This is a genomic window from Algibacter agarivorans, assembly GCF_039543245.1.
GTDB classification, from domain to species: domain Bacteria; phylum Bacteroidota; class Bacteroidia; order Flavobacteriales; family Flavobacteriaceae; genus Algibacter_G; species Algibacter_G agarivorans.
On sequence record NZ_BAABJJ010000044.1, the window covers coordinates 1 to 25,007 of the forward strand.

The following is a 25,007-nucleotide window of genomic DNA, read 5'->3' on the forward strand; positions in this document are numbered from 1 at the left end:
GACGTTAAAAAAAAAGATATAGTGGAAAGCCCGACCCTTTTTCGGGGGAACGCCCAAATGAAAATTATACTTATATATATATTGTGTGGGTTTGTTTATACTATTATCTTTGCATCCTTAATTCAAATTATTTTAATGATACATATAACATTACCTGATGGCAGTGTAAAAACGTTTAACGAAGGCGTTACACCAATGGATGTTGCTAAAAGCATTAGTGAAGGATTTGCGAGAAATGTGATTTCGGCAAGTTTTAATGGCTTAACGGTTGAAACTGTAACACCTTTGACTACTGATGGTTCGTTGGTTTTATATACGTGGAGAAATGACGAAGGTAAAACAGCTTTTTGGCATAGTTCAGCGCACGTTTTGGCTCAGGCTATTGAGGAATTATATTCTGGCGCTAAGCTTACAATTGGTCCCGCTATTGAGAATGGGTTTTATTATGATGTAGATTTTGGTAAGCACACAGTTTCTGAAAAAGATTTTAAGGCTATTGAAACTAAAATATTGGAGATTGCAAGGGGGAAACATGATTTTAGTTTAAGAGCGGTTTCTAAAGCTGATGCTTTGTCCTTATATAAGGATAATGAATTCAAAACCGAATTGATTGAAAATTTAGAAGATGGTACGATTACGTTTTGTGACCATTCTACGTTTACAGATTTATGTCGTGGCGGACATATCCCGAATACGGGCATTATAAAAGCCGTTAAAGTGTTAAGTGTTGCTGGTGCTTACTGGCGTGGCGATGAAAACAAACCGCAGTTAACTCGTGTTTACGGTATTTCTTTCCCTAAACAAAAGGAGCTCACCGAGTATTTAGAAATGCTTGAGGAAGCAAAAAAGCGTGATCATAGAAAACTAGGCAAAGAATTGGAACTTTTTACGTTTTCTAAAAAAGTAGGACAAGGTCTACCGTTATGGCTGCCTAAAGGTGCTGCTTTGCGTGAACGCTTAGAAAACTTCTTAAAGGCAGCTCAGAAAAAAGCGGGTTACGAAATGGTAATTACGCCTCACATTGGTCAAAAGGAACTTTATGTGACTTCTGGACATTATGCCAAATATGGCGAAGATAGTTTTCAGCCGATACTTACACCAAAAGAAGACGAGGAGTTTTTATTGAAGCCAATGAACTGCCCACACCATTGTGAGATTTACAATAGTGCACAATGGAGTTATAAAGATTTACCTAAGCGTTATGCTGAGTTTGGTACGGTTTATAGATATGAGCAAAGTGGTGAGTTACACGGTTTAACACGTGTTAGAGGGTTTACCCAAGATGACGCACACTTGTTTTGCATGCCAGAGCAATTGGATAAAGAGTTTAAGGATGTTATTGATTTGGTGCTTTATGTATTTGGTTCTTTAGGGTTTGAAAACTTTACGGCTCAGGTTTCTGTAAGGGATCCTGAAAATCCAGACAAATATATAGGTGATGTTGCAAATTGGGAAAAAGCAGAGCAAGCTATTATTAATGCTGCGACTGATAAAGGTTTAGATTTTGTTATTGAAACTGGTGAAGCTGCGTTTTACGGCCCAAAGCTAGATTTTATGGTGAAGGATGCCTTAGGTAGACGTTGGCAACTAGGTACCATTCAGGTAGATTACAACCTACCAGAACGTTTTGATTTAACATATAAAGGTAGTGATAATGAATCGCATAGACCTGTTATGATACATCGTGCACCGTTTGGAAGTATGGAGCGTTTTGTGGCATTATTGTTGGAACATACAGGTGGAAACTTTCCACTTTGGTTGATGCCAACTCAGGCTATTATATTATCTATTAGTGAGAAATATGAAAAATACTCTGAAAAAGTTTTAAATTTGCTAGAAAATGACGAAATTCGCGCCCTTGTAGACCATAGAAATGAGACTATAGGGAAGAAAATTCGGGAAGCCGAAATGCAGAAACACCCGTATATGATTATCATTGGAGAGCAAGAAGAGCAGGAAGGTAAAATTACTGTAAGACAACACGGAGGTACGGATTTAGGTATGATTTCTGTGGAAGCTTTCTCTGAAATAGTAAAAGAAGACATCAAAAAAACGTTAAAATCGTTTTAACAAATAATAAGTTTAATTTAAAACCATAACGCCATAGCAATTAGAAGAAGACATCAACCTAGAAGGGTTTCACAAGAGGATAAACACAAAATTAACTCTAAGATTACCGCTCAACAAGTACGTCTTGTTGGAGATAATATAGAAATTGGTATTTATACTAAAGGTGATGCTATGAGAATAGCTAACGAGCAAGAATTAGATCTTGTAGAGATTTCGCCAAATGCTGATCCTCCTGTTTGTAAGGTTATGGATTATAAAAAGTTTCTTTATGAGCAAAAGAAACGTGATAAAGCATTAAAGTCTAAGGCTACTAAAGTTATTATTAAAGAAATTCGTTTTGGTCCTAATACAGACGACCATGATTACGAATTTAAAAAGAAACATGCTGAGAAGTTTTTAAAAGAAGGTGCAAAATTAAAAGCTTTTGTATTCTTTAAAGGACGATCAATCATATTTAAAGAACAAGGTCAGATTTTGTTGTTAAGATTAGCGCAAGACCTTGAAGAATACGGAAAAGTTGAGCAGATGCCTCGTTTAGAAGGTAAACGTATGACTATGTTTATTGCTCCAAGAAAATAAAATAATTACTAAAATGTTTGTTCAAATTTATTTGGGTATTATTTTAGGAATGATGATAAGATGCTGAAACAATCTCGATAGTTATCGGGAGGACAGCACTAAAGTAATTAAGCGAAATAATTAAAACTAGGAAAAGAAAATGCCTAAAATGAAAACAAAATCTAGTGCCAAAAAGCGTTTTAAGCTTACAGGTACTGGTAAGATTAAAAGAAAGCACGCTTTTAAGAGTCACATCTTAACAAAGAAGTCTAAAAAGCGTAAGCTTAAATTAACTCATGATGGTTTAGTACATAAAGCAGATGAGGACAATATTAAAACCATGTTACGTTTAAAGTAACAAAAGTTTTAATCGGTTAAAACAATTTATAAACCCTGGAGTTAGGCCTTATTGATTAACGATTGTAGATTTTTGATTTATGATTAAAAAAAATAAAAAAGTGTCGATTATCGACCGCCTACTACAAAACACATTAAAATTATGCCAAGATCAGTAAATTCTGTTGCCAAAAGAGCCAGAAGAAAAAAGGTGCTTAAACAAGCAAAAGGTTACTTTGGAAGACGTAAAAACGTTTGGACAGTAGCAAAAAATGCGGTTGACAAAGCGATGCAATATTCGTACAGAGACCGTAGAGCAAAAAAGAGAACATTCCGTGCATTATGGATTACGCGTATTAACGCTGGAGCCAGAGAACATGGTTTATCTTATTCTCAATTTATGGGTGCATTAAAAGCTAATGATATTGAATTAAACCGTAAGGTTTTAGCAGATTTAGCTATGAATAACCCTGAGGCTTTTAAAGCCGTAGTAGAGAAAGTAAAATAAGGCGCTTAGCCTATTGTAAAACATATTATTCGCTTAATAAAAAATCCGATTCGAAAGAATCGGATTTTTTTATTTTTTAATTTAGTGATTCAGTAAGATGTCTTACAAAAAGTAATAGTATTTTTCAACTTTAATGAACCTGTAATATATGAATTTTTCCAAAGTTAAGTTAGTGATTTCAGACATGGATGGTACGCTACTAAATTCAAATCATGAAGTAAGTTCTCGCTTTTTTGAATTGTTTCATAAAATGACTGCACACAATATCCTATTTGTTGCCGCTAGTGGAAGACCTCATTATAGTATTATCGAAAAGCTTGATATTATAAAAGATGATATTATTATAGTATCTGAAAATGGTGGACTTGTTTCTAATAAAACGAAAACACTTCTATCTACCCCACTTAAGAAGTCTGAAATAACAGAAATTTTCACACATGTTGATTCATTAAAAGCGACACATCCTGTGTTTTGTGGACATACCAAAGCTTACGTAAAAAGCAACTCTGAAAGCTTTTTGAAGTTGTTACCGGAATATTATCCTAATTATAAAATTATTCAGAATAAATCCGAAATAGATGAAGCAATTTACAAAGTTGCACTATACCATGAAGAAAGTTCAGAAAAATATGTTTACCCTTTTGTTAAACATTTAGAAACCCAATTTAAAATAAAAATATCTGGAAATAATTGGGTAGATATCTCTGATAATCTAGCAAATAAAGGCCATGCCATAAAGCTTTTACAAGATTTATATAATATTTCTGTAGATGAAACTATGGTTTTTGGTGATTATAACAATGATTTAGAAATGCTGAAACTTGGATATTTTAGCTATGCCATGGAAAATGCACACCCAAATGTTAAAGATATTGCTCGTTTTGAAACTAAAACAAATGATGAGTTTGGAGTTGAATGTATTTTAGAAACCTTATTGAATGCTAAAGGTGAGTTATAAACTATACCCCAAAAATGGTTATGACTATTTTTCGGGAACCACCATGGTTTCTATGCTCACACAAATAAATACCCTGCCAAATACCTAAATTTAATTTACCCTTAGTTATTGGTATTTGAACCGAAGCACCTAATAAAGAGGATTTAATATGCGCCGGCATATCATCAGAACCTTCATAAGTATGTTTGTAATACGATGCCTTTTCCGGAACCATAACATTGAAATGGCTTTCAAAATCTAATCTTACTGTATAGTCAGCATTTTCATTAATGGTTAAACTAGCCGAAGTATGTTTTATAAAGACTTGTAATTGACCAATATCAATTTGAGTTATTTCAGGAATAGCATCTAAAACTGAATCAGTAATTAAATGAAAACCTCTGGAATACGGTTTCAACTTTATTTCTTTTTGGAAAAATTTCATTTTTAAAAATACAACTGCAAAAAGTATTTGTTATGTTTTCTGTTTCTTTTTTCTAGCCGCAGGGAACAAAACATTGTTTAAAATTAATCGGTAACCTGGTGATGTTGGATGCAAATCAAGTTCTGTTTTCGAATCCCCTACTCTATGTTGGTAATCTTCAGGATCATGACCTCCATAAAACGTAAAAAACCCTTTTCCTTTTATACCGTGTATATATTTTGCCTCACCATTGGATTTGGTTTCTCCCATTACCAATACATTCGATTTTATTTCATCTCTTGTAAACGATGTTGTTTGCCCCATAAAACCCTTTAAAAGTGCTGTATGGTTTTGGCAGAGCATGGTTGGAACAGGGTCCCACTTTGCAGAAAACTCCATAAGCGAAAAATAATCAGCCGTTTTAGAAATCATCCGTTTTCTTGTCATATCAATAGAAGAGAACTCATATACTGTTGGGCTTCGTTCTAATATATAATTGGTAAAAGCAAAAGTTTTATTGTAATCAATTTTGTTTTGATAGCCAGCGTCGCTACCATCACCATCAAACATAGGCTCACAAATATCAACACCTTCCGCAGATAATGCAATATCAAAACTATCGGTGGCACTACACATAGCAAACATAAATCCGCCACCAATAACATAATCACGAATTTTTAAAGCTACTGCTAATTTTTCTTCTGAAACCTTATTATAACCAAGTTTTTCTGCTAGTTTTTCAGCTTCTTTTTTCTCTTGAATGTACCATGATGACGCCCTATATTGCGCATAAAATTTACCGAATTGTCCTGTAAAATCCTCATGATGCAAGTGTAACCAGTCAAAAAGCAACAAACCATCGTTTAATACTTCTTCATCATAAATTGTTTCGTAAGGAATCTCTGCATATTGCAGCACCATGGTAACAGCATCGTCCCAAGGCTGTTTTCCATTAGGTGTATAAACTGCAATTTTAGGCGCCTTTTCTAAAACTACGGCCTCCATGTTTTTACTTGGACTGCTTATTTCTTCTAAAATACTTTCAGCTTTAGAATTGGAAATAATTTCAAATGAAATCCCACGAATTTGACATTCGCGTTGAATATTGTCTGAATCTGGTAATAAGAACGAACCACCTCTATAATTAAGCAACCATTTTACTTTCAGCTCCTTATTGAGTGTCCAATAGGTTATACCATAAGCTTTTAAATGGTTTTTTTGACTTTCGGCATCCATTGGTATTAGGATGTAGGATGCGAATGCTTGCGCAGTAAATAAAAATATGAATATAATTGAAACTATCTTTTTCAATATGAGGCAAATGTTATGGGATTTCTCAGTCGTTCCTTCTTCGAAATGACATGTAAACTCTATTATTTATACCGAAAGATACTTAAAAAATATTCCTTTTAAAATGATTTAACGTTTTGTTCTAATAAAGTTAAATTTCTCTTTCTAATGTAAGTCTTATATATTCTTCTCCATCAATTTGATGATAATGTATATTGATTACTTTAAAACCACTTTCTCCCTTTTTATTTATCTATGTTTCAGTTTCTTTAACATTAAGTAACTTGAAAGTTAAAATCGAATATTCGTATTTCATTTTTAAAAGATTTGATAGAAGTGGATTCCCGCCTACGCAGGAATGAAAAATTAGTTCTTAAAACGGCACATCATTATCATCATCATTAAAGGAACTACCAAAGGCTTGGTCTGGGCTTGCTTTAAAATTATCGGCTTTAAATGTATCATCGTTTGCCGCTGCATTCATTTTAGAATGAAACTCAAATGGAGAATCAAAATCATCTAAATTATCGAACTTTCCTAAGTTTCCAATAAATTTTAAACGTATATTTTCTAAACCACCATTACGGTGTTTTGCAATAATGAACTCAGCTTGCCCTTCTGTTGGTGAACGCTCATCATCATCCCATTCATCAATTTTATAATATTCAGGTCTGTAAATAAAACTTACAATATCGGCATCTTGCTCGATAGCTCCAGATTCACGTAAATCAGACAAAAGCGGACGTTTACTCCCACCACGGGTTTCTACGGCACGTGATAACTGCGATAAGGCTATTACAGGAACCATAAGTTCTTTAGCTAATGCCTTTAGGTTTCTAGAAATCATCGAGATTTCTTGTTCACGATTTCCGCCGTGGTTACTCCCACCCGTCATTAATTGTAAATAATCAATCATGATGAGTTTAATACCGTGTTGCGATGATAAACGACGAGCTTTGGCTCTTAAATCGAAAATAGAAAGTGATGGTGTGTCATCAATAAACAAAGGTGCTTTTTCTAGGCCTTTTACTTTTACGTTAAGCTGTTCCCATTCGTGTTTTTCAAGTTTTCCAGTTCTTAATTTTTCGGAAGATAAACCTGTTTCACTAGAAATTAAACGTGTAATTAATTGTACCGATGCCATCTCTAAAGAGAAAAACGCAACGGGTATGTTTTGGTCTACAGCAATGTTTCTTGCCATAGACAAGGTTAATGCCGTTTTACCCATACCTGGACGTGCAGCCACAATAATTAAATCGGAAGGTTGCCAACCCGACGTTAATTTATCAAGTTTATTAAACCCTGTTGGAATACCACTAAGCCCTTCTTTATTAGAAATTTCTTCAATTTTCTTTTTCGCTTGGATAACTAAATCTTGGGCGGTTTCACTTGATTTTTTGATATTCCCTTGAGTAACTTCATATAATTTAGATTCGGCAGTATCTAGTAAATCAAATACATCTTTGGTTTCATCATACGAATCTTCGATAATTTCATTTGAAATTTTAATCAAACTACGCTGAATAAATTTCTGTAAAATAATACGTGCATGAAACTCTATATGTGCTGAAGATGATACTTTTTGAGTTAAAGAAATGAGGTAAAAATCGCCACCGGCTAATTCTAATTTTGAATTTTTCTTTAACTGTGTAGAAACGGTTAATAAGTCGACCGGCTCACTGTTTTCAAACAAATGGAAAATGGCTTCAAAAATGTGCTGATGCGCTTCTTTATAAAATGATTCTGCACTTAAAATATCGATAACCTCATCAACACCTTTTTTATCAATCATCATTGCCCCGAGAACAACCTCCTCTAAATCAAGTGCTTGAGGTGGTATTTTTCCTTTTTCAAGACTGATTAAAGTACTCTTATCAACTTTATATCCGGTTATTTGATTGGGTTGTTTCATGACTGCGAAAGTAATTAAAAAGAAAGTTGTTTAACGCTAATTGGCTTTTTGGTTGTTCACTAATACTTAACAATTTAACTGTTAATAACTTGCAAATATTGTGAACAAGCATAAAAAAAACCTGAAGCGCTAAACTTCAGATTTTACTATGTTATGGTTTTAAAAGACTTAACCTTTATACACGCCCATTTGAGCATATTTATCCATGCGCTGAGCTACTAAATCTTTTGGTGATAAGTTTTTTAGCCCCTCATAAGATTTCACAATCGCACCACTAACCGATTTAAAAGTCTTTTCTCTATCTCTATGTGCTCCTCCAAGTGGTTCTTTTATGATTTCGTCAACCAATTTAAGCTTCTTCATATCTGTAGCCGTTAATTTTAAGGCTTCGGCAGCTTGTTCTTTATATTCCCAACTGCGCCATAAAATAGATGAACATGATTCTGGAGAAATAACAGAATACCAAGTATTTTCTAGCATTAAAACTTTATCTCCAACGCCAATACCTAAAGCACCACCAGAAGCTCCTTCTCCTATTATAACAGAAATAATTGGCACTTTTAAACGCGTCATTTCTAATAAATTTCTAGCAATTGCTTCGCCTTGCCCTCTTTCTTCTGCCTCTAAACCAGGATATGCTCCAGGAGTATCTATAAGCGTTACTACTGGGATTCCAAATTTTTCGGCAGACTTCATTAAGCGTAATGCCTTTCTGTAACCTTCTGGATTTGCCATTCCGAAGTTTCTGTATTGTCTTGTTTTTGTATTGTACCCTTTTTGCTGGCCAATAAACATAAAACTTTGATCGCCTATTTTACCTAATCCGCCAATCATTGCTTTATCATCTTTAAAGCTTCTATCGCCATGTAATTCTAAAAAAGAGTCGCCACAAATAGCTCTAATATGATCTAGTGTATATGGTCTATTTGGATGACGAGATAATTGAACACGTTGCCATGGCGTCAAATTTTTATATATCTCTTTTTGAGCTGCTGCTAATTTTTTTTCGATTTGTGTACATGTTTCAGTAACATCGACTTCACTTTCTTCACCAATCACTTTACACTTTTGTAATTGGTCTTCAAGTTCTTTTATGGGAAGTTCAAATTCTAAATATTCCATAAGAATTTCGTTTAGCTAGTTATAATTTAGTTAGTTCACAAATATAAAAAACTTTAATCTTCTTAGAGTACTATGAACCGTTTCTTTTTAATTTTCTGTTGTTTTTCATTACGGCATTTAAAATCACAACACCAATAATGACCAAGGCTCCATAATAAAACGATGAACTCATTTTTTCTTTATCAGGAAATAAAACCATAGCCAAAATGATACCATAAACAGGTTCTAAATTATAGGTTAACACGACTGTATATGGACTGATAATTTTCATAACATATACCGATGCGATAAAAGCATAGGCCGTACAGATAGATGCTAATATGAAAAGGTATATGAAATCTGATGAACTTAAATTAAAAAAATCTACTGAAAATCCTTCACCAAATAATAAAATATAAATTGAAACGAAGAAAACACCACTTAAAAATTCATAAAATGAAATTACCGTAGCGGTATGTTGCTTTAAAAAAGTTCCATTTAACACGGCAAATAAAGATGAAAAAAAGGCTGATGAAATCCCTAAAAGGATTCCTGTAAGATATTTTATTTCGCTTTGCGTTATTATAAAAACACCTATAATGATGATGATTCCAAATAGAATTTCATACCATATTATATGTCGATTATAAAATATAGGCTCTATAAAAGATGCAAAAAACGCACCAGTTGAAAACATGGCTAAAGTAATGGATACATTAGATTCATCTATGGCTCCAAAAAAAGTAATCCAATGTAATGCTATAATAATTCCAGCTATTGAAAGCCTGACTATTGCTATGGGTTTTACTTTTAATTTAACCTTTGCAATTTTTATATAAAAAACCATTATAATAGCCGCAATAACCATTCTATACCAAACTAAAGATACCGCTTTAATAGAAATTAATTCCCCTAAAATAGCTGTAAAACCAGCAATGAAAACTAAAAAATGAAGATGAAGCTGATTTTTAAGTTGGACTTTGTTTTTAGCGTTTGGCATTATATAACAGATATGCTGCTAAAATACCAAAAATGATGTTAGGAAACCACACCGCAATTATGGGAGGGAAATCCGATTGTTCTGCCATAACTCCAAAAATTTTGTCGAAAAACACAAAAACCATAGCAATACTAATACCAACGGCTAGATTAACCCCCATACCTCCACGCCGCTTTATTGACGAAACCGCAACGGCTATAATGGTTAATATAAATACAGAAACAGGCAAACTCCATTTTCTGTATAACACCAATTTAAAACGCCCCACATTTGATGACCCACGTGCTTCTTCTTTTGCTATAAACTGTTTTAAATCGCCATACATTTTAGTCTCTGCTGCATAAATTACTGGAATCAAATCATCAACATGAAATGCAAAAAGCGTATCTTTTCTTCTTTCTTTTTGCAAAACATCTTCATAAACACCTATATCCCTTTTTACGTAATTTGTTAACCTGTATAGTGTATCCTCTTCTATATATTTTATACTACTAGCCGAAATTTTATACTTAAGCTCATTATCCTCAAAATGCTCTAAAGTAAAATTACTTCCTGTTTTGTTTTTAGAGTGAAAATTACTCACGTATATAATATCGTTATCATTAATTTGCCTAAATACATCGGTGTTATCAACAGCGCTTTTACCTCTCTTAAAGTATTTATAATGAAAATCATTAAACCCTTCACTTGCTTTTGGCGCTAAAAACAAACCCAGTAAAATTGATATAAGACCAACTATAGTTGCGCCAATTAAGTAAGGTCTTAAAAAACGAGTAAATGAAACTCCTGAACTTAAAAAAGCAATAATCTCTGTATTATTAGCTAACTTGGAAGTAAACCAAATAACAGATAAAAATAAAAACAAAGGGAATAATAAATGGGCAAAATAGATAGTAAAATCCAAAAGATACACCAAAACTTCGTTTACAGGAACTTCATTCTCTAGAATTTTTCCAATTTTCTCAGCTAAGTGCACTGTTATTCCTATGGGAATAAACAATAGCAACATCATAAAAAATGTAAATAAGTAACGCTTTAATATGTACCAGTCAAGTATCTTCATTTACAATTACAAACGATTATCCATTTGTTTTACCATTTTATTTTTCCAGGCATTAAAATCTCCCGCTAATATATGTTTTCTAGCTTCGCGAACCAACCATAAATAGAATCCTAAATTATGAATAGTTGCTATTTGCTTGCCCAACAATTCATTAACGGTGAACAAATGTCTTAAATAGGCTTTGCTATACTCCGTATCTACAAATGTAATCCCCATGTCATCTACAGGAGAAAAATCATCAGCCCATTTCAAATTTTTAATATTTATGGTGCCATGTGCTGTAAACAGCATACCGTTTCTGGCATTTCTTGTTGGCATAACACAGTCAAACATATCTACACCTAACGCTATATTTTCTAAAATATTGATTGGTGTGCCAACTCCCATTAAATAACGTGGTTTGTCTTCTGGTAAAATAGAGCAAACCACATCGGTCATAGCATACATTTCTTCAGCAGGTTCACCAACAGATAATCCACCAATAGCATTACCTACCGCTCCAGCATTTGCTATGTATTCCGCAGATTGCTTACGTAAGTCTTTATATGTACTTCCTTGAACTATAGGAAAAAAAGCTTGGTTGTAATTGTATTTTAAGGGTGTTTTTTCTAAATGATTTATGCATCTATCTAACCAACGATGCGTCATGTGCATAGAACGTTTTGCATAGTTATAATCGCAAGGATATGGTGTACATTCATCAAAAGCCATGATAATATCTGCACCAATGGTTCTTTGAATTTCCATAACATTTTCTGGAGTAAACGTATGGTAGCTACCGTCTATATGAGATTTAAACTTAACGCCTTCTTCTTTAATTTTTCTGTTAGCCGACAGTGAATATACTTGATAGCCTCCAGAATCTGTTAGGATATTTCTATCCCAATTCATGAACTTATGGAGCCCTCCTGCTTTTTCAATAATATTGGTTTGTGGTCGTAAATACAAATGATAGGTATTGCCCAATATTACATCAGGATTTATATCATCTTTTAACTCGCGCTGGTGCACGCCTTTTACAGTAGCTACAGTGCCTACAGGCATAAAAATAGGTGTTTCTATTACACCATGGTCTGTAGTTATTTTACCAGCTCTAGCTTTACTTTTCGGGTCTTTTGCTTTTAGTTCAAATTTCATCTATACGATACTATAAGTCGGCAAAGATAAATAACTGAAAAATGATAATGATTGTTATGAAAAGAAAATAATATCCTTTTGGCAGCGTTTTTGATACTATAATTCAAATCTTAAAACGCACATTATGAGAAATCTATTTTTTATTTTATTGGTTGCTATTATTACCCCATCAATATCAATAGCACAAACGGCACAAGGTATTGGTTTTAAAGCTGGGTTAAATTACAATGGTAACGGCAAGTATTTTGAATCTATTAGCAATAACTCGCAAAATCCAGACAGAAATGTTGGTTACCATTTTGGGTTATTCGGAAAAATTGGAAAAGATCTATATTTTAAACCCGAAGTTGTTTATACCAGTACAAAAAGTGATTATGATAACGACAGCTTTAAAATGCAAAAAATTGATGCACCGCTATTGGTTGGCATAAAAGTATTAGGTCCAATAAGTGTGTTTGGAGGTCCATCACTTCAATATATATTAGATACTGAGTTTGATGGTGTTTCTATAAATGATATTGAAAGTGAATTTTCATTAGGCCTAAATTTTGGTGTTGGGCTTAACTTTAATAAACTCGGAATTGATTTAAGATACGAACGTGGCTTTAGTGATAATGAAGCTACTTTTTTAGAGAACAACGGTATTGGAAACAGTAGATTAGATACTAGACCAGACCAATTGATTTTAAGTTTATCGCTTATTCTTTAAGCAATTTTAGTAATAAAAAACCCTCGCCATGCGAGGGTTTAATTTTATTTAATTACAAATTCCGTTTCTTCAGGGTCTAAATAATTGGGCATACCGTTTTTTCCAATATCGTTAGTTGGATCACCATCTTCATTTAAATCTTCATTTATAGTTGGTATACCGTCTCCATCATCATCTGCGTCAAAATAATTTGGAACGCCATCACCATCTGTATCATCATCATACTCATCAGTTAGATCCTCAAAATTAACTATAAACTCACCATCTTTAACACCATTTTCATCAGGTAAATCTTCTTGAAATGACGGGATACCATCACCATCATGATCATTTTCAGTAGTTCTTATTAAATCAAATTTGAAAATAATAGGCTCATAAGCGCCAATACCAGCTATTGAACTGGAAAAATAAGCTAAACCAGATGGTAAAAACATAACTCCGGCTCCATGATTTATATAATCTACAGTGCCATCACCATTTTCTACAAAAGATTGAGCTGTATTAAACTGAGGCAACACTTTTCTCCATCCAGGAATCAAGGACACTAAATCAAAGGGTGCTTTTTCTAAGTTTACTCTACTGTCAAAAACTTCATTATCTAAAGTAAAGCCTTCATATAATACATCAACATTATCGGCAAAGGTTGGAGAATCTCCCCCTTCTCCTTGGTTTAGTCTTAAAATATAATATTCATAAGGCGTATCAGCAAAATCTACAATTTTAGTTTCCACAACACCTGGATCACTCAATAGTGTATGACCATCTGGAGCGTCAGTTTCATCATCTCCCAACTTAGTTATAACCAAATCTTGAGTACTTATAGTATTAGGATCTGTAAAAGCACTAGAATTATAGTAATGCTTTGATAAATAATCTAACAGTAAAGCTTTATCAGCAATTTGTTGTTCACCTCTGTCTCTAGGTGGTACGACTACTATGTCTTCAGCAGCATTATCGTCTTTCTTACAAGATATAAAACCAAGAGTTAAAATTAAAATGAATAAAGTAACTTTTCTTAATCGCATTATTGTTTATTTTTGAGGGTGCAAGATACAATTTAAAAAGAATCTTGCACAACAACATTAACGTAGTTTTAGTAATAATTGTATGCGAATAGACAAGTATTTATGGTGTGTTAGGTATTATAAAACCCGATCGATTGCAACTGCCGCTTGTAAAAAAGGCCAAGTACGAATTAATGGTGATATTGTAAAACCGAGCAGGGAAGTATATCCGCTAGATGTTATTGGACTTAGAAAGAACCAAATAAACTACAAACTAAAAGTTAATGATATACCTGAAAGTAGAATTGGCGCTAAATTAGTTGATCTTTATAGAACAGACATGACACCAAAAGAACAGTTTGAAGCTCAAGAACTTTTAAAATACTCAAAAGATTATTACAGAAAAAAGGGCGTTGGAAGGCCTACAAAAAAAGATAGACGGGATATTGACGATTTTACAGATGAAAATGAGTAATTTTAACCTTTAATTTAGAAATACTAATGATGACTGCTAAGAATAATGTAATACTTAATCATGATGAAATTAATCATAAAATAAGACGTATTGCTTTTCAGATATATGAAACTAATGTTAATGAAAAAGAGGTTATACTAGCTGGGATAGATAAGAATGGTTATGTTTTTGCTAAAAAACTAAAAACTATACTTCAAAAAATATCGGATATAAACGTAGTACTTTGCAAAGTTACTATTGACAAAAAAAATCCTTCTTCAGAAATAAAGACTTCAATTCCCGAAGCAGATTACAAAAACAAGTCATTAGTTTTGGTTGATGATGTATTAAATTCGGGCACCACATTGATTTATGGGGTTAAACATTTTTTAAACGCGCCATTAAAGCAATTTAAAACGGCTGTTTTAGTTAATAGAAATCATAAAAAATATCCTGTAAAAGCAGATTTTAAAGGTATTTCGCTATCTACATCATTACATGAACATATCCATGTTGTTCTTGAAGGCAAAGCATTTGAAGTGGTTTTAGAATAGTTCTAAAATAATATCTTCAACGATATCATCTTTTGTTTTATTATCAACAATAACTTTTATTTCTGCTTGGCTATAAAAGGGTATGCGTTCAAATAAGTGCTTACCAATAAACTCCTCCATAGCTTCTTCGGTTTCAATATGAGCAATTAAAGGGCGTTTCGCCTTTTTCTTTATTAACTTGCTTGCCAATGTAGAAATTGAAGCTTTTAAATAAATGCTCGTTACGTCATCAGCATTTAAAATTAGTTCCATATTGTTACTATAACAAGGAGTACCTCCTCCAACTGATAAAATAATGTTGCTATTGTCTTTTAACAATTCTTTTAAATAGAAGGATTCTTGTTTTCTGAAATAGATTTCGCCTTTAGTTTTAAAAACCTCAGAAACAGATGATTTTTCTTTCTCTTCAATAAAATCATCTAAATCAATAAAATCGTAATTCAGTTTTTCAGCTAATTTCTTTCCTAAAGACGTCTTTCCAGAGGCCATATATCCAATTAATACAATGATCATTTTTACGCTATAAATTGATTATTAAAAACATACGTTTAAGTGATGCAAAAAAACGAAAATTTCTTTAAAAAAAGTATTGTTTTATTAATTAAACATTTTATATTTGCACCCGCTAACAGCAATATGTTATATGTTAGTTATTAAATTAATGACCTGGTAGCTCAGTTGGTAGAGCATCTCCCTTTTAAGGAGAGGGTCCTGGGTTCGAGCCCCAGCCCGGTCACTAAATCGGATATCATCCGAAATCAAAACCTTGTTAATCTTATGATTAACAAGGTTTTATAGTTTTTAGTCAATCATTTAATTTGATGTTATTTAGTTTTAAAAGGTCACAAATTGTCAACATCTTTTAAAATTGTCAACATAACTGTCAACATATGGATGGATTGAACAGAACTAAATTTAATTTTATATAGTTGATTTGACTTTCGTCTCAAATATTGTTTAACAATTAAAGACGACAACTATGCGTACTTCTTCAACATTTTCTATCCTTTTTTGGATATATGCCGCACGTGCAAAAAACAATCAAACTGACATTTATGTTCGAATAACTGTAAATGGAAAACGAGTTAACATTAGTTTAAAGAAAAAAATTGATGTAGATTCTTGGGATGTGAAATCCCAAAAAGTTAAAGGTAATGGTAAAACGGCTAGAGAAATCAACCATTATCTTAATGAAATAAGTTCCACTCTTTTTCAATGCTATCGAGATTTAAAATTAGAAAATAGAGTATTATCTCCAAAACTAATCAAAGCAAGATTTTTGGGTGAAGACAAAATAATTCATTCTCTTCAAGACATTATAAATTATCATAATGAAACAATGACCAGTAAGCTATGTTCCAAAACTATGTGTCACTATAGAACAAGTCAAAAATATGTGCTGGAATATCTTGAAAAGAAATATAAATCATCTGATATTTACCTTCAAGACTTAGATTACGCTTTTGTTCTGGGTTTTGAGAACTTTCTACGTTGTTATCAACCAAGACATTATCAAGGTAAAATTGGAAATAACGCTGTAATGAAACATATACAAAGGCTTCGAAAGATGACAACACTAGCCTATCATATGGAATGGATTGACCGAGACCCCTTTGTGAAGTTTAAACCAATTTTAGAAAAGAGAGAGCGAGAGTTTCTTACGGATATAGAACTTAAGAATATAGAAAACTTATTGCCCACCATTGAAAGACTTTCAGTAGTTAAAGATTTATTTATTTTTAGTTGTTATACAGGAATATCATATGGAGATATTATGAACCTTTCAAATAAAAGCATAATACAAGGTATTGATGGTAATAGTTGGATTATGTCTAAAAGAAATAAAACCAAAGTACCTTTCAAAATACCCTTATTACCAGCAACAGAACTATTAATAAAAAAGTATAAAAACCATCCAAGAACTCAATTTTCCGGAAACTTGATGCCTAGTATATCTAATCAACGATTAAATAGTTATTTAAAAGAAATAGCTGATTTATGTAATATAAGAAAGAATTTAACATTTCATATGGCACGTCATACATTTGCTACTACGGTTACTTTAAGTAATGGTGTTCCCATTGAAACGGTATCAAAATTATTAGGTCATACTAAAATTGCTACTACACAAATTTATGCAAGAGTAATAGAACGAAAAGTGAGTGAGGATATGGAAAAATTAAGAAATCAATTAACTTCTTAGGTTAATTACATTTTTGCAATTAAAAACATCAAACTTTATGGTTTGATGTTTTTAATTTAAGGGTTTAATAATTCGTTTCTAAAATTAATCTTCTATTTCCATTAAATTCCTTTAGTTCTAACATTAATTTTTCGTTTTCTCCAAGAACAAACTTTGGCAACACATAAACAAATCGCTTTTTCTTTCCTGTTTTAATAAAATCAGCCATTTTATATTTAAAAATAACTTCTTGCTCTAATCTTTGGAAAGAAGCTTTTCTCCTTCTATTTCCGCTTGCTCGATATACCTTAAGGTAATCAATCTCAAAATCAATCTCAGAGTTATTCTTTACTTCAAAAACCAAGTAAACTTGAAAATTATTATAAGCCATTTTCTGCAATTGTAACTTAATCCCATTTTGACGTTTGGTCCTAATAGATTCATATTTTAATTTCAGCAAAAAATCACTAAATTTTTGAAAGTATCTAATCCTACTTTTATCTACATTCTTTATTTTAAGAATTGGTTTTTGCTCTATTTTTTTGGGCAGCTCACTTCCAATACTTTCTTTTTCATTGATAAAATAATTAAGCTTGTGCAAATGATTCTTATACTTTAAAATATAGGAATAAACCTGACCACTTTTAGTTACAGCTAACAGATTGCTTTCCATTCCTGGAGTTGCCTGTAATAATCCAAAGTACTGTTCCTTTTCTCTGTTGTAAGTGAACACAAAATTATTTGCCCCTGTAACTCCTTGACGAATGGCTTCTGGAAAAAACAACGCTACATTTTTGCTTTCATTGGCATAAATAGTGTCTAGCTGTTTTTGCGCTGTTATATAATTTGAGAAAATTAAGAGTATTATGATGATATATGCTTTCATTTTCATGTGTTTTTAAATTATTGCCGATTATCGGCTTTTAATATAAGTTTGTAATTATCTGTGATTGTAACCTTAACGTTTAGGTTATTGCGTTGGAATATCTTTTTTACACCATTAACTTGAGGTACTCCAGCTATATTAATATCATCTACAACATCTCCTATTACTTCTCGACTTGCTTCAGCTCGAAAACTATTCTCTATATAAATACCTTCACTCCCATCCTGAAAATCAAAGGCTTTTAGTTTAACTGGTTGATGATTAATATTTTCAATTTTTATAAGAGTTCTATTGGGTTTAAAACTGATAAAACCATAAACAGGCGTGTTTTTTGGTAAAATATGATTGTCAATTTTCGCTGATTTAATCAACCGCATCTGTAAACGATAATTAGTGAGTACAGTTTGCACCCCATCTACTCTAGCATAGATTAAGCTATCCGTATTTTGGGAATTTAATTTCTTATTTTCTAATGGATTTGAAGCAAAAAATAATTGATGCTCCAGAGCCAATTCCTTGGTTTCAATTTGATTTTCTTTTATACTTTTTTCAGGTATAGAATCCCTTTTGACTGTTTTAGGTTGAATTTTTATATCTGGGGACCTAAAGCTTCTATCTGAATAACTAATTCTCCCTTCATTATAAATGCTATCCACTATACGCATCTTTTCCTTATCCAATAAATCAGGATCATAAACTCCAGTAGAATCCAATAGGCGTTCGTCATAAATACTAGGTGCATTGGTTTCTCGAATTTCTTTCAAATCATCTAATGCCTCTAATTTTGACTTGTATTCCTTTTGACCTTTCTCTAATTCTGGAAGGGGAATTTGGTTGTTTTCAATAGTTGGTTCTTCATCATCTCCAAGAACCAATACGGTATATGCTCCAATAAAAAGGATGACACAAACCAGTACGGAAGCGAAAACGATTTTATTTTTTTCTATCTTCATTATGTATGCGTTTTAATTTATTTTCAAAAAAATTGGTAATCAAAAGCCCATGTGTATTATTTGGAAAGTTCCTGTCCACATGAATTAAGTTTCCAGTTGTTACTAATTCATAAGTATCGATTATCGATCCTCGATTAATTTCAAAAACTGTTGTCGTTTCAAAACCATAAGGTTCATTTTGTATATCAATTTTAGATGCTATGCTTATCACTTTCTGAACCAATGAGTATTGCAGTAAGCGATTATAAACGCCATCTGCTTTTTTCTGTCTATACAAGGCATCTACCGAACTATTGCCCAGCCATAATGCTTTTTTCAAATTCTTTTCATAATTACTTGCGTCAATATTGTAGAAGTATGAATGGAAAAGTTCTAAATGCGCCAAAGTTTCTACTTCTAAGTTTTCTTGTTGCGAAACTAATTTCAAAGGAATGACGTTTCCATCGGTATTAACGACAAAAGCATTATTGACTGTTTCCTTATGAAGCTTAACTACTAAGACTACTGAAACAATACAAGTAAGTACTGCTCCTATTATTACTGCTGATACGATGAAACGGTTTAGCTTCAATACGTTGTAAATATTTTTATAAGGTGTTTTCATTTATTGATTTTTAAGTTGGGGCTATCCGCCACTAAATAGTTTAAATACAAAAGAAGTAGCACGACGATACAGTTTGAATTTGAGTAACACAATAAATCCTATAGAACCAAATTGTAATAATGGTGCGAAAAAATTGCTCCCCCAATTTGTTCCAAATAGGTCAGACCAAAAATTGGTATTGATTTGGGTATAAAGTTTATTAACAAAGACATTGACCAAGAAAAAGGCAGGAACTAGCATATAAACTCCTGCATAAAGTTTAAAGAAATTATAGGCTAATGCTCTAAATTTTTCAAATACCGCTAAACTGATTACTAAAGGAAAAAAAGCTTGCATAATACCTAGTAAAAAATAACGTTCTGCCAAAAACAATGGATAGATAAATAAATCCAAAAGCCACAAGAATATACCCACTATAAAAGCGATAAGTTTTAACCCATATAAAGGGGTTACTAAAGCTTCATACAGTAAGGCAAATGCTTTTTTGGCGGCTTCCAAGGCACCCACATCCTGTTCCAAATCTATATCTTGCATTTGTAACGGGAGGAGCGCTGGAGCCGTATCTCTATATTGAGTTTCAATAGCTACTAATAGCGTATCAAAAACACTCAAAACCTGAGTTGAAAAAATTACCAAAATGACTACTGCAAAGTTTTTAGCTAATTCAGAAGGTGTTAACCCCCAAGTATAACCCTCATTATTAGCAACACCTTCATTATATTTTTTTAGAATGTTGATAAGGAAAAATAGGATGGCAAGCGTTTTCATTCCAGTAATGGTGTACTGTGAAAAATTGCTATTCTTGATAGTCGTAAAAACGGCATCAACATATTCCAATCCTATGCTCAAAAAGAAGCCTGCCATTAATAATTCGTTTCTCTGTTATTGATTTTATCTTGTATTTCTCTAAAAGCAATAATCTCTCGGTAACGCTTTGTCTTGGCTTCAATTTCTGCAACCATCTCTTTAGACTCTCTTTCTTTTGCCTTCAGAACTTCTGCTCGTTCTGCATCTGTCATTTTTAGATTATTACTAGAAAGTATCTTATCTATAAATTCCAATCCCTCCAATGAATTTTCAACAATTTCATTGAAAGAATCAGATATGCGATTCACTTCATGGGGCTTTATGTAAGGCGAATTCAAAATCTCTCTTAAATCATCCTGTACTAAATCAAAAAGACGTTTATTGTTTTTGGCCAATTCCCTTACTGCCTTAAGCTGTTTTATAGCGTTATTAACCTTCTCTATATTATCTTTTTGGGTTTTTAAGAATTGAACCGTTTTTAATAATTGTGACGTCTGTTTTGCCGATTCTATTAAGGATTTTGTGAAGCTTATAAAATTGGTATTGTCATAAACTGGCATACCCTGGCACGTAGCACGTGCAGGCAATAAAATGGTAAATGTAAGTGCGATGATTACTGTTTTAATTGTGGTTTTCATAATTGTTGTTTTAAGAATTAATAAATATTTTAATAGCTTTTTCCATGTTTTGGTGATCTTCAAAGAGTTGCATGATATCTTCGCTCTCTTTACCATCTGTGAGATACGCAGCAAATACTTCTTTAGGAACTTCCAATCTAAAAATGTTACTTTCCTTACCGATTTTAATAAACATCTCTGTATATTTTCTTTCTCCAGTAAGATTGTTTCGAATGGATTTTAGTTGATTTAAATCATGGCTAGACAGATTCAATCGCTTTTTAAGTTCTTCGTAACCTTTCTCGTTATTTAAGCTGTAAATGATCTGAGTGTTTTCTAGAATACTTGCAGATGTTGAATTATTAGGCAGTTGATTAATGGATTGTAAAATAATACCAATGGCGCCATTTTGTTTTCTAATGGCTTGGTAATAGAACTCCACACTTTCCAATACATTCTCGAATTTGAGTTGTTTGGCAAACTCATCAAAAAGAATGATGCCTTTTTCGGCTTTGTTTTTCCAGATGGTTCGTTGAATTGCAGATTTAATAAGCTTCAGCATAACGGAAAGGATTTCCTTGTTATCCTTGACTTCATCAAGTTCAAAAACAATTAATCTCTTGTCTTCAATCTTGTAGGTTTGATCTTCACTCACATTAAAAAGAAAACTGTACAATCCATCATCAACATATTCAGAAAGAATATGCAAAAAGTTATATATACTGAAATACGCTTCTTGAATTTTGAGTTCTTGGATGAGCGTTTCTTTCTTATCATCTACAAACTGATATAAAGATGCCAAGGAATGATTTGATGCTATGGAATTATAATAGTAATGGAGCACTTTCTTAACAGCTACTTCTTCGGCTTTTGTTGCTTGTTTTCCTGAAGCCATGAGTTCCATAATAAATACACCTAAACTTTCTAAGTGATCTGGAGTTAAATCCTTTAAAGAAGAAATATAGAATGGATTAATACCAAGATTCTTTCCTTGCTCATAACGCAAAATAATATGATCGTCAGGATAGAGCTTAGCAAACTTAGAATATGAACCTCCCAAATCAATAATAACCAGCCTTACTTGCTGTTCAAAATACTGACGGAGTATATTGTTGGCCAAAAAGGATTTCCCTTCGCCTGTTGGAGCAAAAATGGCAAAGTTTCTAGCTTTGATTCGTTTTTTGCGTTCATCCCAAACATCTTTTAGTACAGGGATGTTATGTTCCCTGTCATTAAAAATAATCCCAGTTGCATCCGATTTGTAATTTGTGTTATTGATATACAAACACAATGCATGTTTTAAATCGGTAACGTACAAATCTTCATTTGAGAAATTGGATGTAAAACAACAATATGAATTCAAGAAATAATGCTTTCGCTCTTCACCTTTTGGGTAATAAGGCACAATATCCAGCTCTTTAAATTCAGTTTTAATTTTAGATGCTATCCTACCTAATTCCTTTTCTTCTTTAGACCAAAAAACAATATTTAAATGACCACGAATAATCCGGGACGAATCGTCCTGATTAATCTTAGCAACAATGTCCTCAATCTTTTTTAAGATGACTTTATTTTGGGTTCCGAAATTGGAACTCTTATTGAGTTCTTCAATTTTCTTATCTAATAATTTTCGCCATTTATGCTTATCATCTAAATAGATAATTTGATTGACAATATGGTTTTCATTGAGATTCAAGCCTAATCCATCAATAAAACCCTGATGGAATACAAAATCATCTGAAGTGAATTTATCATTAGTTTTACTACTCTGTACCACATCTCCAAAACAGAGTTCGCTATTTACAGCCAACACATCAAAATGGTTTTCTCCTATTTCTATATTTGATTTTTTGAGTTGTATATCTGTATCAAAACCTTCATTGAAACCATTGAAATATTTATTGGTAAGCATTATGATTTCATTCTGATTTAATTCCTTCAATGACACCTTTTGACTATTATTCACAAATGAAACCGTATCGTTAACCGAAGTAATGAACTCCTTTACATTATGGTCTAATTTCTTATGAATGCTTTTTTCAACCTTACGAAATGGATTCGTAAACTTTGAAGCATTCAAAGCATTATTAATTGGTAAAACAAAGAACAAATAAGACGCATGTTTTATATATTCCCTTCCTTTGAAATAATCATTCGTTGCCTTTTCTAAAAAACTTGAATTAGGAATATTTTTAGCATCATAAGATGCTTTTTTATAAACATCTTGCTTGTGGATAATGGTGCTTACAGGTAATGATTTAAAAGCCTGAAACCACGATCCATGCATGTCCTCAAAATCCTTTTCCGATAAGCTGTAGATTTCAGGGAAATCTACTTTAAAACATAGTACTACATTGCCATTATTGGCAAATACAATATGGTCTTGAATATCTAAAATGGGATGGTACGCAGATAGGTTTATTTTGTTCATTTTTATTATTAATTAAATGCCCATTATGGGCCTTCATAATTTAACTGAGTTTCTTTTTTATTACTGATAGTTTGTGGAAATACCTTTTTAAAATGCAATAGCCCGGGGTTTTTAGTGAAGTTTGTTAAACCTATGTATAGTGAAGCATTTATTACAAATACACTTATAATAACCGATAAACTAAAAGAAAAAATGATGAATAATAACGAACCAATAACACATGTCATCATAAGTGCGAACAATGATATGGGTAAACCCATAATTACTGCTCGCTTTCTTATGTTTTTATAAACCTCAAACTTCTTCATTGGTATCTATCATTTAATTACCAAATGCCGTTTAACGGCCTAGACTACGATGCTTATGAGATACGTAAAGATGCCTACAACTGCACCAGCAATAAGGACGAATACCAATACACGTGTGATTCCTTTTTTCAAATCGGCATTTTCTCCAAAGAAATGACCTGCATTAAATAGGAAACCAATAAGGAAGATAACTCCTAGAATAATTGGAAAAATGCTTCTGATGGTATCGGAAACATCATTTACAGAATCTTCAATACCTCCAATTTGTGCAAAAATGGTATTTGAAATAGTGAATAATAAAGCGGTTAGATAAAGTGATTTTTTCATACTAAAATGGTTTAAGTTTTACTTCATTTTTGATATATGAAAAATACATTATATTTGAATATAATTAATTGATTATTAGTAATTTATAAAATAATTTTATTTGTTTTAATTTGATTTTAATTGAAATTAAAAGACTATAAATCTTATGCATTTTGAAGTAAAAAATTAACGCAACGCTAAAAATGAATTGGAAAAAAACGCTCAAAAACGTCAGTTTTATGATTTTGATACTGAAAATGTGTTTTGTTTTTAGTCAGAAAACAATCATTGTAATTGATCCTGGACATGGCGGAAAAGATTCTGGCGCTGTTGGTATAAATGGTATTCTAGAAAAGGATGTGGTTTTGAATATCTCTAAAGAGATTTTGAAGTTAAATAAAAGTCTCTTCAGTAATGAATTTGATATATATTTAACCAGATATAAGGACACTTTAATTTCTTTATCAGATAGAAGTCGTTTGGCTAATAGTTTGAATGCAGATGTTTTTGTGTCCTTGCATTGTAATGCTTCTCAAACTCATTCAAAAGGCATGGAGGTTTATGTATATCATTCGCATAATCAAAATACTAAAGCATCTATTGCACTTGGATTATCTGTATTGAATGAGAGTACTCAAAAACTGGGTTTTAAAAAACGTGGTGTTAAGTTTGCTGATTTTCAAGTGTTACGAGAAACAACTGCTTTTTTTCCTGCTTTACTTATTGAAATGGGGTTTATTACTAATCCTGATGAAGCCGATTACTTTTTAAAAACTAAAAATATTAAGGGAATGACATTGTCCATTTTCATGGGAATCACTAATTATTTAAATACTGAACTATGACAGTCTTTTTC

Annotated in this window: 26 protein-coding genes and 1 tRNA gene; 11 read left to right on the top strand and 16 right to left on the bottom strand. The window is 32.3% G+C overall.

All coding sequences use genetic code 11. The annotated features are described in order from the left end of the window. Window positions 1-135: 135 nt before the first annotated feature. From thrS to ABD935_RS15025, 5 genes are all read left to right on the top strand, one after another. A complete protein-coding gene (gene thrS / locus ABD935_RS15005; protein WP_345193418.1) occupies window positions 136-2,070 on the top strand; it encodes a threonine--tRNA ligase in 1,935 nt (644 codons plus the stop codon). A 33-nt stretch (window positions 2,071-2,103) separates the two neighbouring features. Continuing rightward, window positions 2,104-2,649, top strand: a complete 546-nt coding sequence (infC, locus tag ABD935_RS15010; protein WP_345193902.1) for a translation initiation factor IF-3 — start codon at window positions 2,104-2,106, stop codon at window positions 2,647-2,649. A gap of 139 nt (window positions 2,650-2,788) precedes the next feature. Continuing rightward, window positions 2,789-2,986, top strand: coding sequence for a 50S ribosomal protein L35 (gene rpmI / locus ABD935_RS15015; protein ID WP_215925145.1), 198 nt, complete (start codon window positions 2,789-2,791; stop codon window positions 2,984-2,986). A 141-nt stretch (window positions 2,987-3,127) separates the two neighbouring features. Then, window positions 3,128-3,472 carry a 50S ribosomal protein L20 gene (rplT, locus tag ABD935_RS15020; protein ID WP_345193420.1) on the top strand — a complete coding sequence of 115 codons (345 nt, stop codon included), beginning with the start codon at window positions 3,128-3,130 and terminating at the stop codon, window positions 3,470-3,472. Between the two features lie 148 nt (window positions 3,473-3,620). Continuing rightward, entirely contained in the window at window positions 3,621-4,430 is an 810-nt protein-coding gene (locus ABD935_RS15025) for an HAD family hydrolase (protein WP_345193422.1), read from the top strand. 1 nt (window position 4,431) lies between these two features. Here the strand turns inward: ABD935_RS15025 and ABD935_RS15030 are convergent, their stop codons facing one another. From ABD935_RS15030 to tgt, 7 genes are all read right to left on the bottom strand, one after another. Beyond that, window positions 4,432-4,854 carry a secondary thiamine-phosphate synthase enzyme YjbQ gene (locus ABD935_RS15030; protein WP_345193424.1) on the bottom strand — a complete coding sequence of 141 codons (423 nt, stop codon included), beginning with the start codon at window positions 4,852-4,854 and terminating at the stop codon, window positions 4,432-4,434. Between the two features lie 30 nt (window positions 4,855-4,884). After that, entirely contained in the window at window positions 4,885-6,069 is a 1,185-nt protein-coding gene (locus ABD935_RS15035) for an asparagine synthetase B (RefSeq protein ID WP_345193904.1), read from the bottom strand. Between the two features lie 427 nt (window positions 6,070-6,496). After that, window positions 6,497-8,035 carry a replicative DNA helicase gene (gene dnaB / locus ABD935_RS15040; protein WP_345193426.1) on the bottom strand — a complete coding sequence of 513 codons (1,539 nt, stop codon included), beginning with the start codon at window positions 8,033-8,035 and terminating at the stop codon, window positions 6,497-6,499. A 168-nt stretch (window positions 8,036-8,203) separates the two neighbouring features. Beyond that, complete coding sequence (locus ABD935_RS15045; protein WP_345193427.1) at window positions 8,204-9,157, bottom strand: acetyl-CoA carboxylase carboxyltransferase subunit alpha; 954 nt, start codon at window positions 9,155-9,157, stop codon at window positions 8,204-8,206. Between the two features lie 70 nt (window positions 9,158-9,227). Then, a complete protein-coding gene (locus tag ABD935_RS15050; protein ID WP_345193429.1) occupies window positions 9,228-10,136 on the bottom strand; it encodes a DMT family transporter in 909 nt (302 codons plus the stop codon). Then, window positions 10,123-11,199, bottom strand: coding sequence for an LptF/LptG family permease (locus tag ABD935_RS15055; RefSeq protein WP_345193431.1), 1,077 nt, complete (start codon window positions 11,197-11,199; stop codon window positions 10,123-10,125). Before ABD935_RS15055 ends, ABD935_RS15050 begins: the two co-directional genes overlap by 14 nt. 6 nt (window positions 11,200-11,205) lie before the next feature. Then, window positions 11,206-12,336 (bottom strand): tRNA guanosine(34) transglycosylase Tgt, encoded by a 1,131-nt coding sequence (gene tgt, locus ABD935_RS15060; protein WP_345193434.1) that lies wholly within the window; start codon window positions 12,334-12,336, stop codon window positions 11,206-11,208. Between the two features lie 124 nt (window positions 12,337-12,460). Between tgt and ABD935_RS15065 the strand changes: the two genes are divergently transcribed. Beyond that, window positions 12,461-13,045: an outer membrane beta-barrel protein gene (locus tag ABD935_RS15065; RefSeq protein WP_345193436.1), complete on the top strand. Its 585-nt coding sequence runs from the start codon at window positions 12,461-12,463 to the stop codon at window positions 13,043-13,045. 44 nt (window positions 13,046-13,089) lie between these two features. On the opposite strand, the gene ABD935_RS15070 is transcribed toward ABD935_RS15065, so the two are convergent. Then, window positions 13,090-14,070, bottom strand: coding sequence for an FKBP-type peptidyl-prolyl cis-trans isomerase (locus tag ABD935_RS15070; protein ID WP_345193438.1), 981 nt, complete (start codon window positions 14,068-14,070; stop codon window positions 13,090-13,092). A gap of 82 nt (window positions 14,071-14,152) precedes the next feature. On the opposite strand from ABD935_RS15070, the gene ABD935_RS15075 reads away from it, so the two are divergent. Beyond that, the gene (locus ABD935_RS15075) at window positions 14,153-14,524 is read left to right on the top strand and encodes an RNA-binding S4 domain-containing protein (protein WP_345193441.1); all 372 of its coding nucleotides are present in this window, start codon (window positions 14,153-14,155) and stop codon (window positions 14,522-14,524) included. Between the two features lie 29 nt (window positions 14,525-14,553). After that, entirely contained in the window at window positions 14,554-15,057 is a 504-nt protein-coding gene (locus ABD935_RS15080) for a phosphoribosyltransferase domain-containing protein (protein WP_345193906.1), read from the top strand. Here the strand turns inward: ABD935_RS15080 and ABD935_RS15085 are convergent. Further along, window positions 15,049-15,570, bottom strand: a complete 522-nt coding sequence (locus ABD935_RS15085) for a shikimate kinase (protein ID WP_345193443.1) — start codon at window positions 15,568-15,570, stop codon at window positions 15,049-15,051. The genes ABD935_RS15080 and ABD935_RS15085 overlap by 9 nt on opposite strands. Window positions 15,571-15,720: 150 nt before the next feature. Here ABD935_RS15085 and ABD935_RS15090 point away from each other — a divergent pair. Continuing rightward, window positions 15,721-15,793 (top strand) — tRNA-Lys (locus ABD935_RS15090). Between the two features lie 243 nt (window positions 15,794-16,036). Further along, complete coding sequence (locus ABD935_RS15095) at window positions 16,037-17,260, top strand: site-specific integrase (RefSeq protein WP_345193445.1); 1,224 nt, start codon at window positions 16,037-16,039, stop codon at window positions 17,258-17,260. Between the two features lie 64 nt (window positions 17,261-17,324). Here the strand turns inward: ABD935_RS15095 and ABD935_RS15100 are convergent, their stop codons facing one another. The 7 genes from ABD935_RS15100 to ABD935_RS15130 form a co-directional block, all read right to left on the bottom strand. Further along, complete coding sequence (locus tag ABD935_RS15100) at window positions 17,325-18,125, bottom strand: DUF4138 domain-containing protein (protein ID WP_345193447.1); 801 nt, start codon at window positions 18,123-18,125, stop codon at window positions 17,325-17,327. Window positions 18,126-18,142: 17 nt separating this feature from the next. Then, window positions 18,143-19,078, bottom strand: coding sequence for a conjugative transposon protein TraM (gene traM / locus ABD935_RS15105; protein WP_345193449.1), 936 nt, complete (start codon window positions 19,076-19,078; stop codon window positions 18,143-18,145). Further along, entirely contained in the window at window positions 19,059-19,682 is a 624-nt protein-coding gene (locus ABD935_RS15110) for a conjugal transfer protein TraK (protein ID WP_345193451.1), read from the bottom strand. Before ABD935_RS15110 ends, traM begins: the two co-directional genes overlap by 20 nt. Window positions 19,683-19,703: 21 nt before the next feature. Next, window positions 19,704-20,546, bottom strand: a complete 843-nt coding sequence (locus ABD935_RS15115) for a hypothetical protein (RefSeq protein ID WP_345193453.1) — start codon at window positions 20,544-20,546, stop codon at window positions 19,704-19,706. Further along, window positions 20,546-21,127 (bottom strand): TrbJ/VirB5 family protein, encoded by a 582-nt coding sequence (locus ABD935_RS15120; RefSeq protein ID WP_345193454.1) that lies wholly within the window; start codon window positions 21,125-21,127, stop codon window positions 20,546-20,548. The genes ABD935_RS15115 and ABD935_RS15120 overlap by 1 nt, the downstream gene beginning before the upstream one ends. A gap of 10 nt (window positions 21,128-21,137) precedes the next feature. Beyond that, on the bottom strand, window positions 21,138-23,537 hold the full coding sequence (locus ABD935_RS15125; RefSeq protein WP_345193456.1) for a TraG family conjugative transposon ATPase: 2,400 nt from the start codon (window positions 23,535-23,537) through the stop codon (window positions 21,138-21,140). Between the two features lie 347 nt (window positions 23,538-23,884). Continuing rightward, the gene (locus ABD935_RS15130) at window positions 23,885-24,172 is read right to left on the bottom strand and encodes a hypothetical protein (protein ID WP_345193458.1); all 288 of its coding nucleotides are present in this window, start codon (window positions 24,170-24,172) and stop codon (window positions 23,885-23,887) included. A 182-nt stretch (window positions 24,173-24,354) separates the two neighbouring features. Here ABD935_RS15130 and ABD935_RS15135 point away from each other — a divergent pair, with 182 nt between their 5' ends. After that, window positions 24,355-24,996, top strand: coding sequence for an N-acetylmuramoyl-L-alanine amidase family protein (locus ABD935_RS15135; protein ID WP_345193460.1), 642 nt, complete (start codon window positions 24,355-24,357; stop codon window positions 24,994-24,996). Window positions 24,997-25,007: the final 11 nt, after the last annotated feature.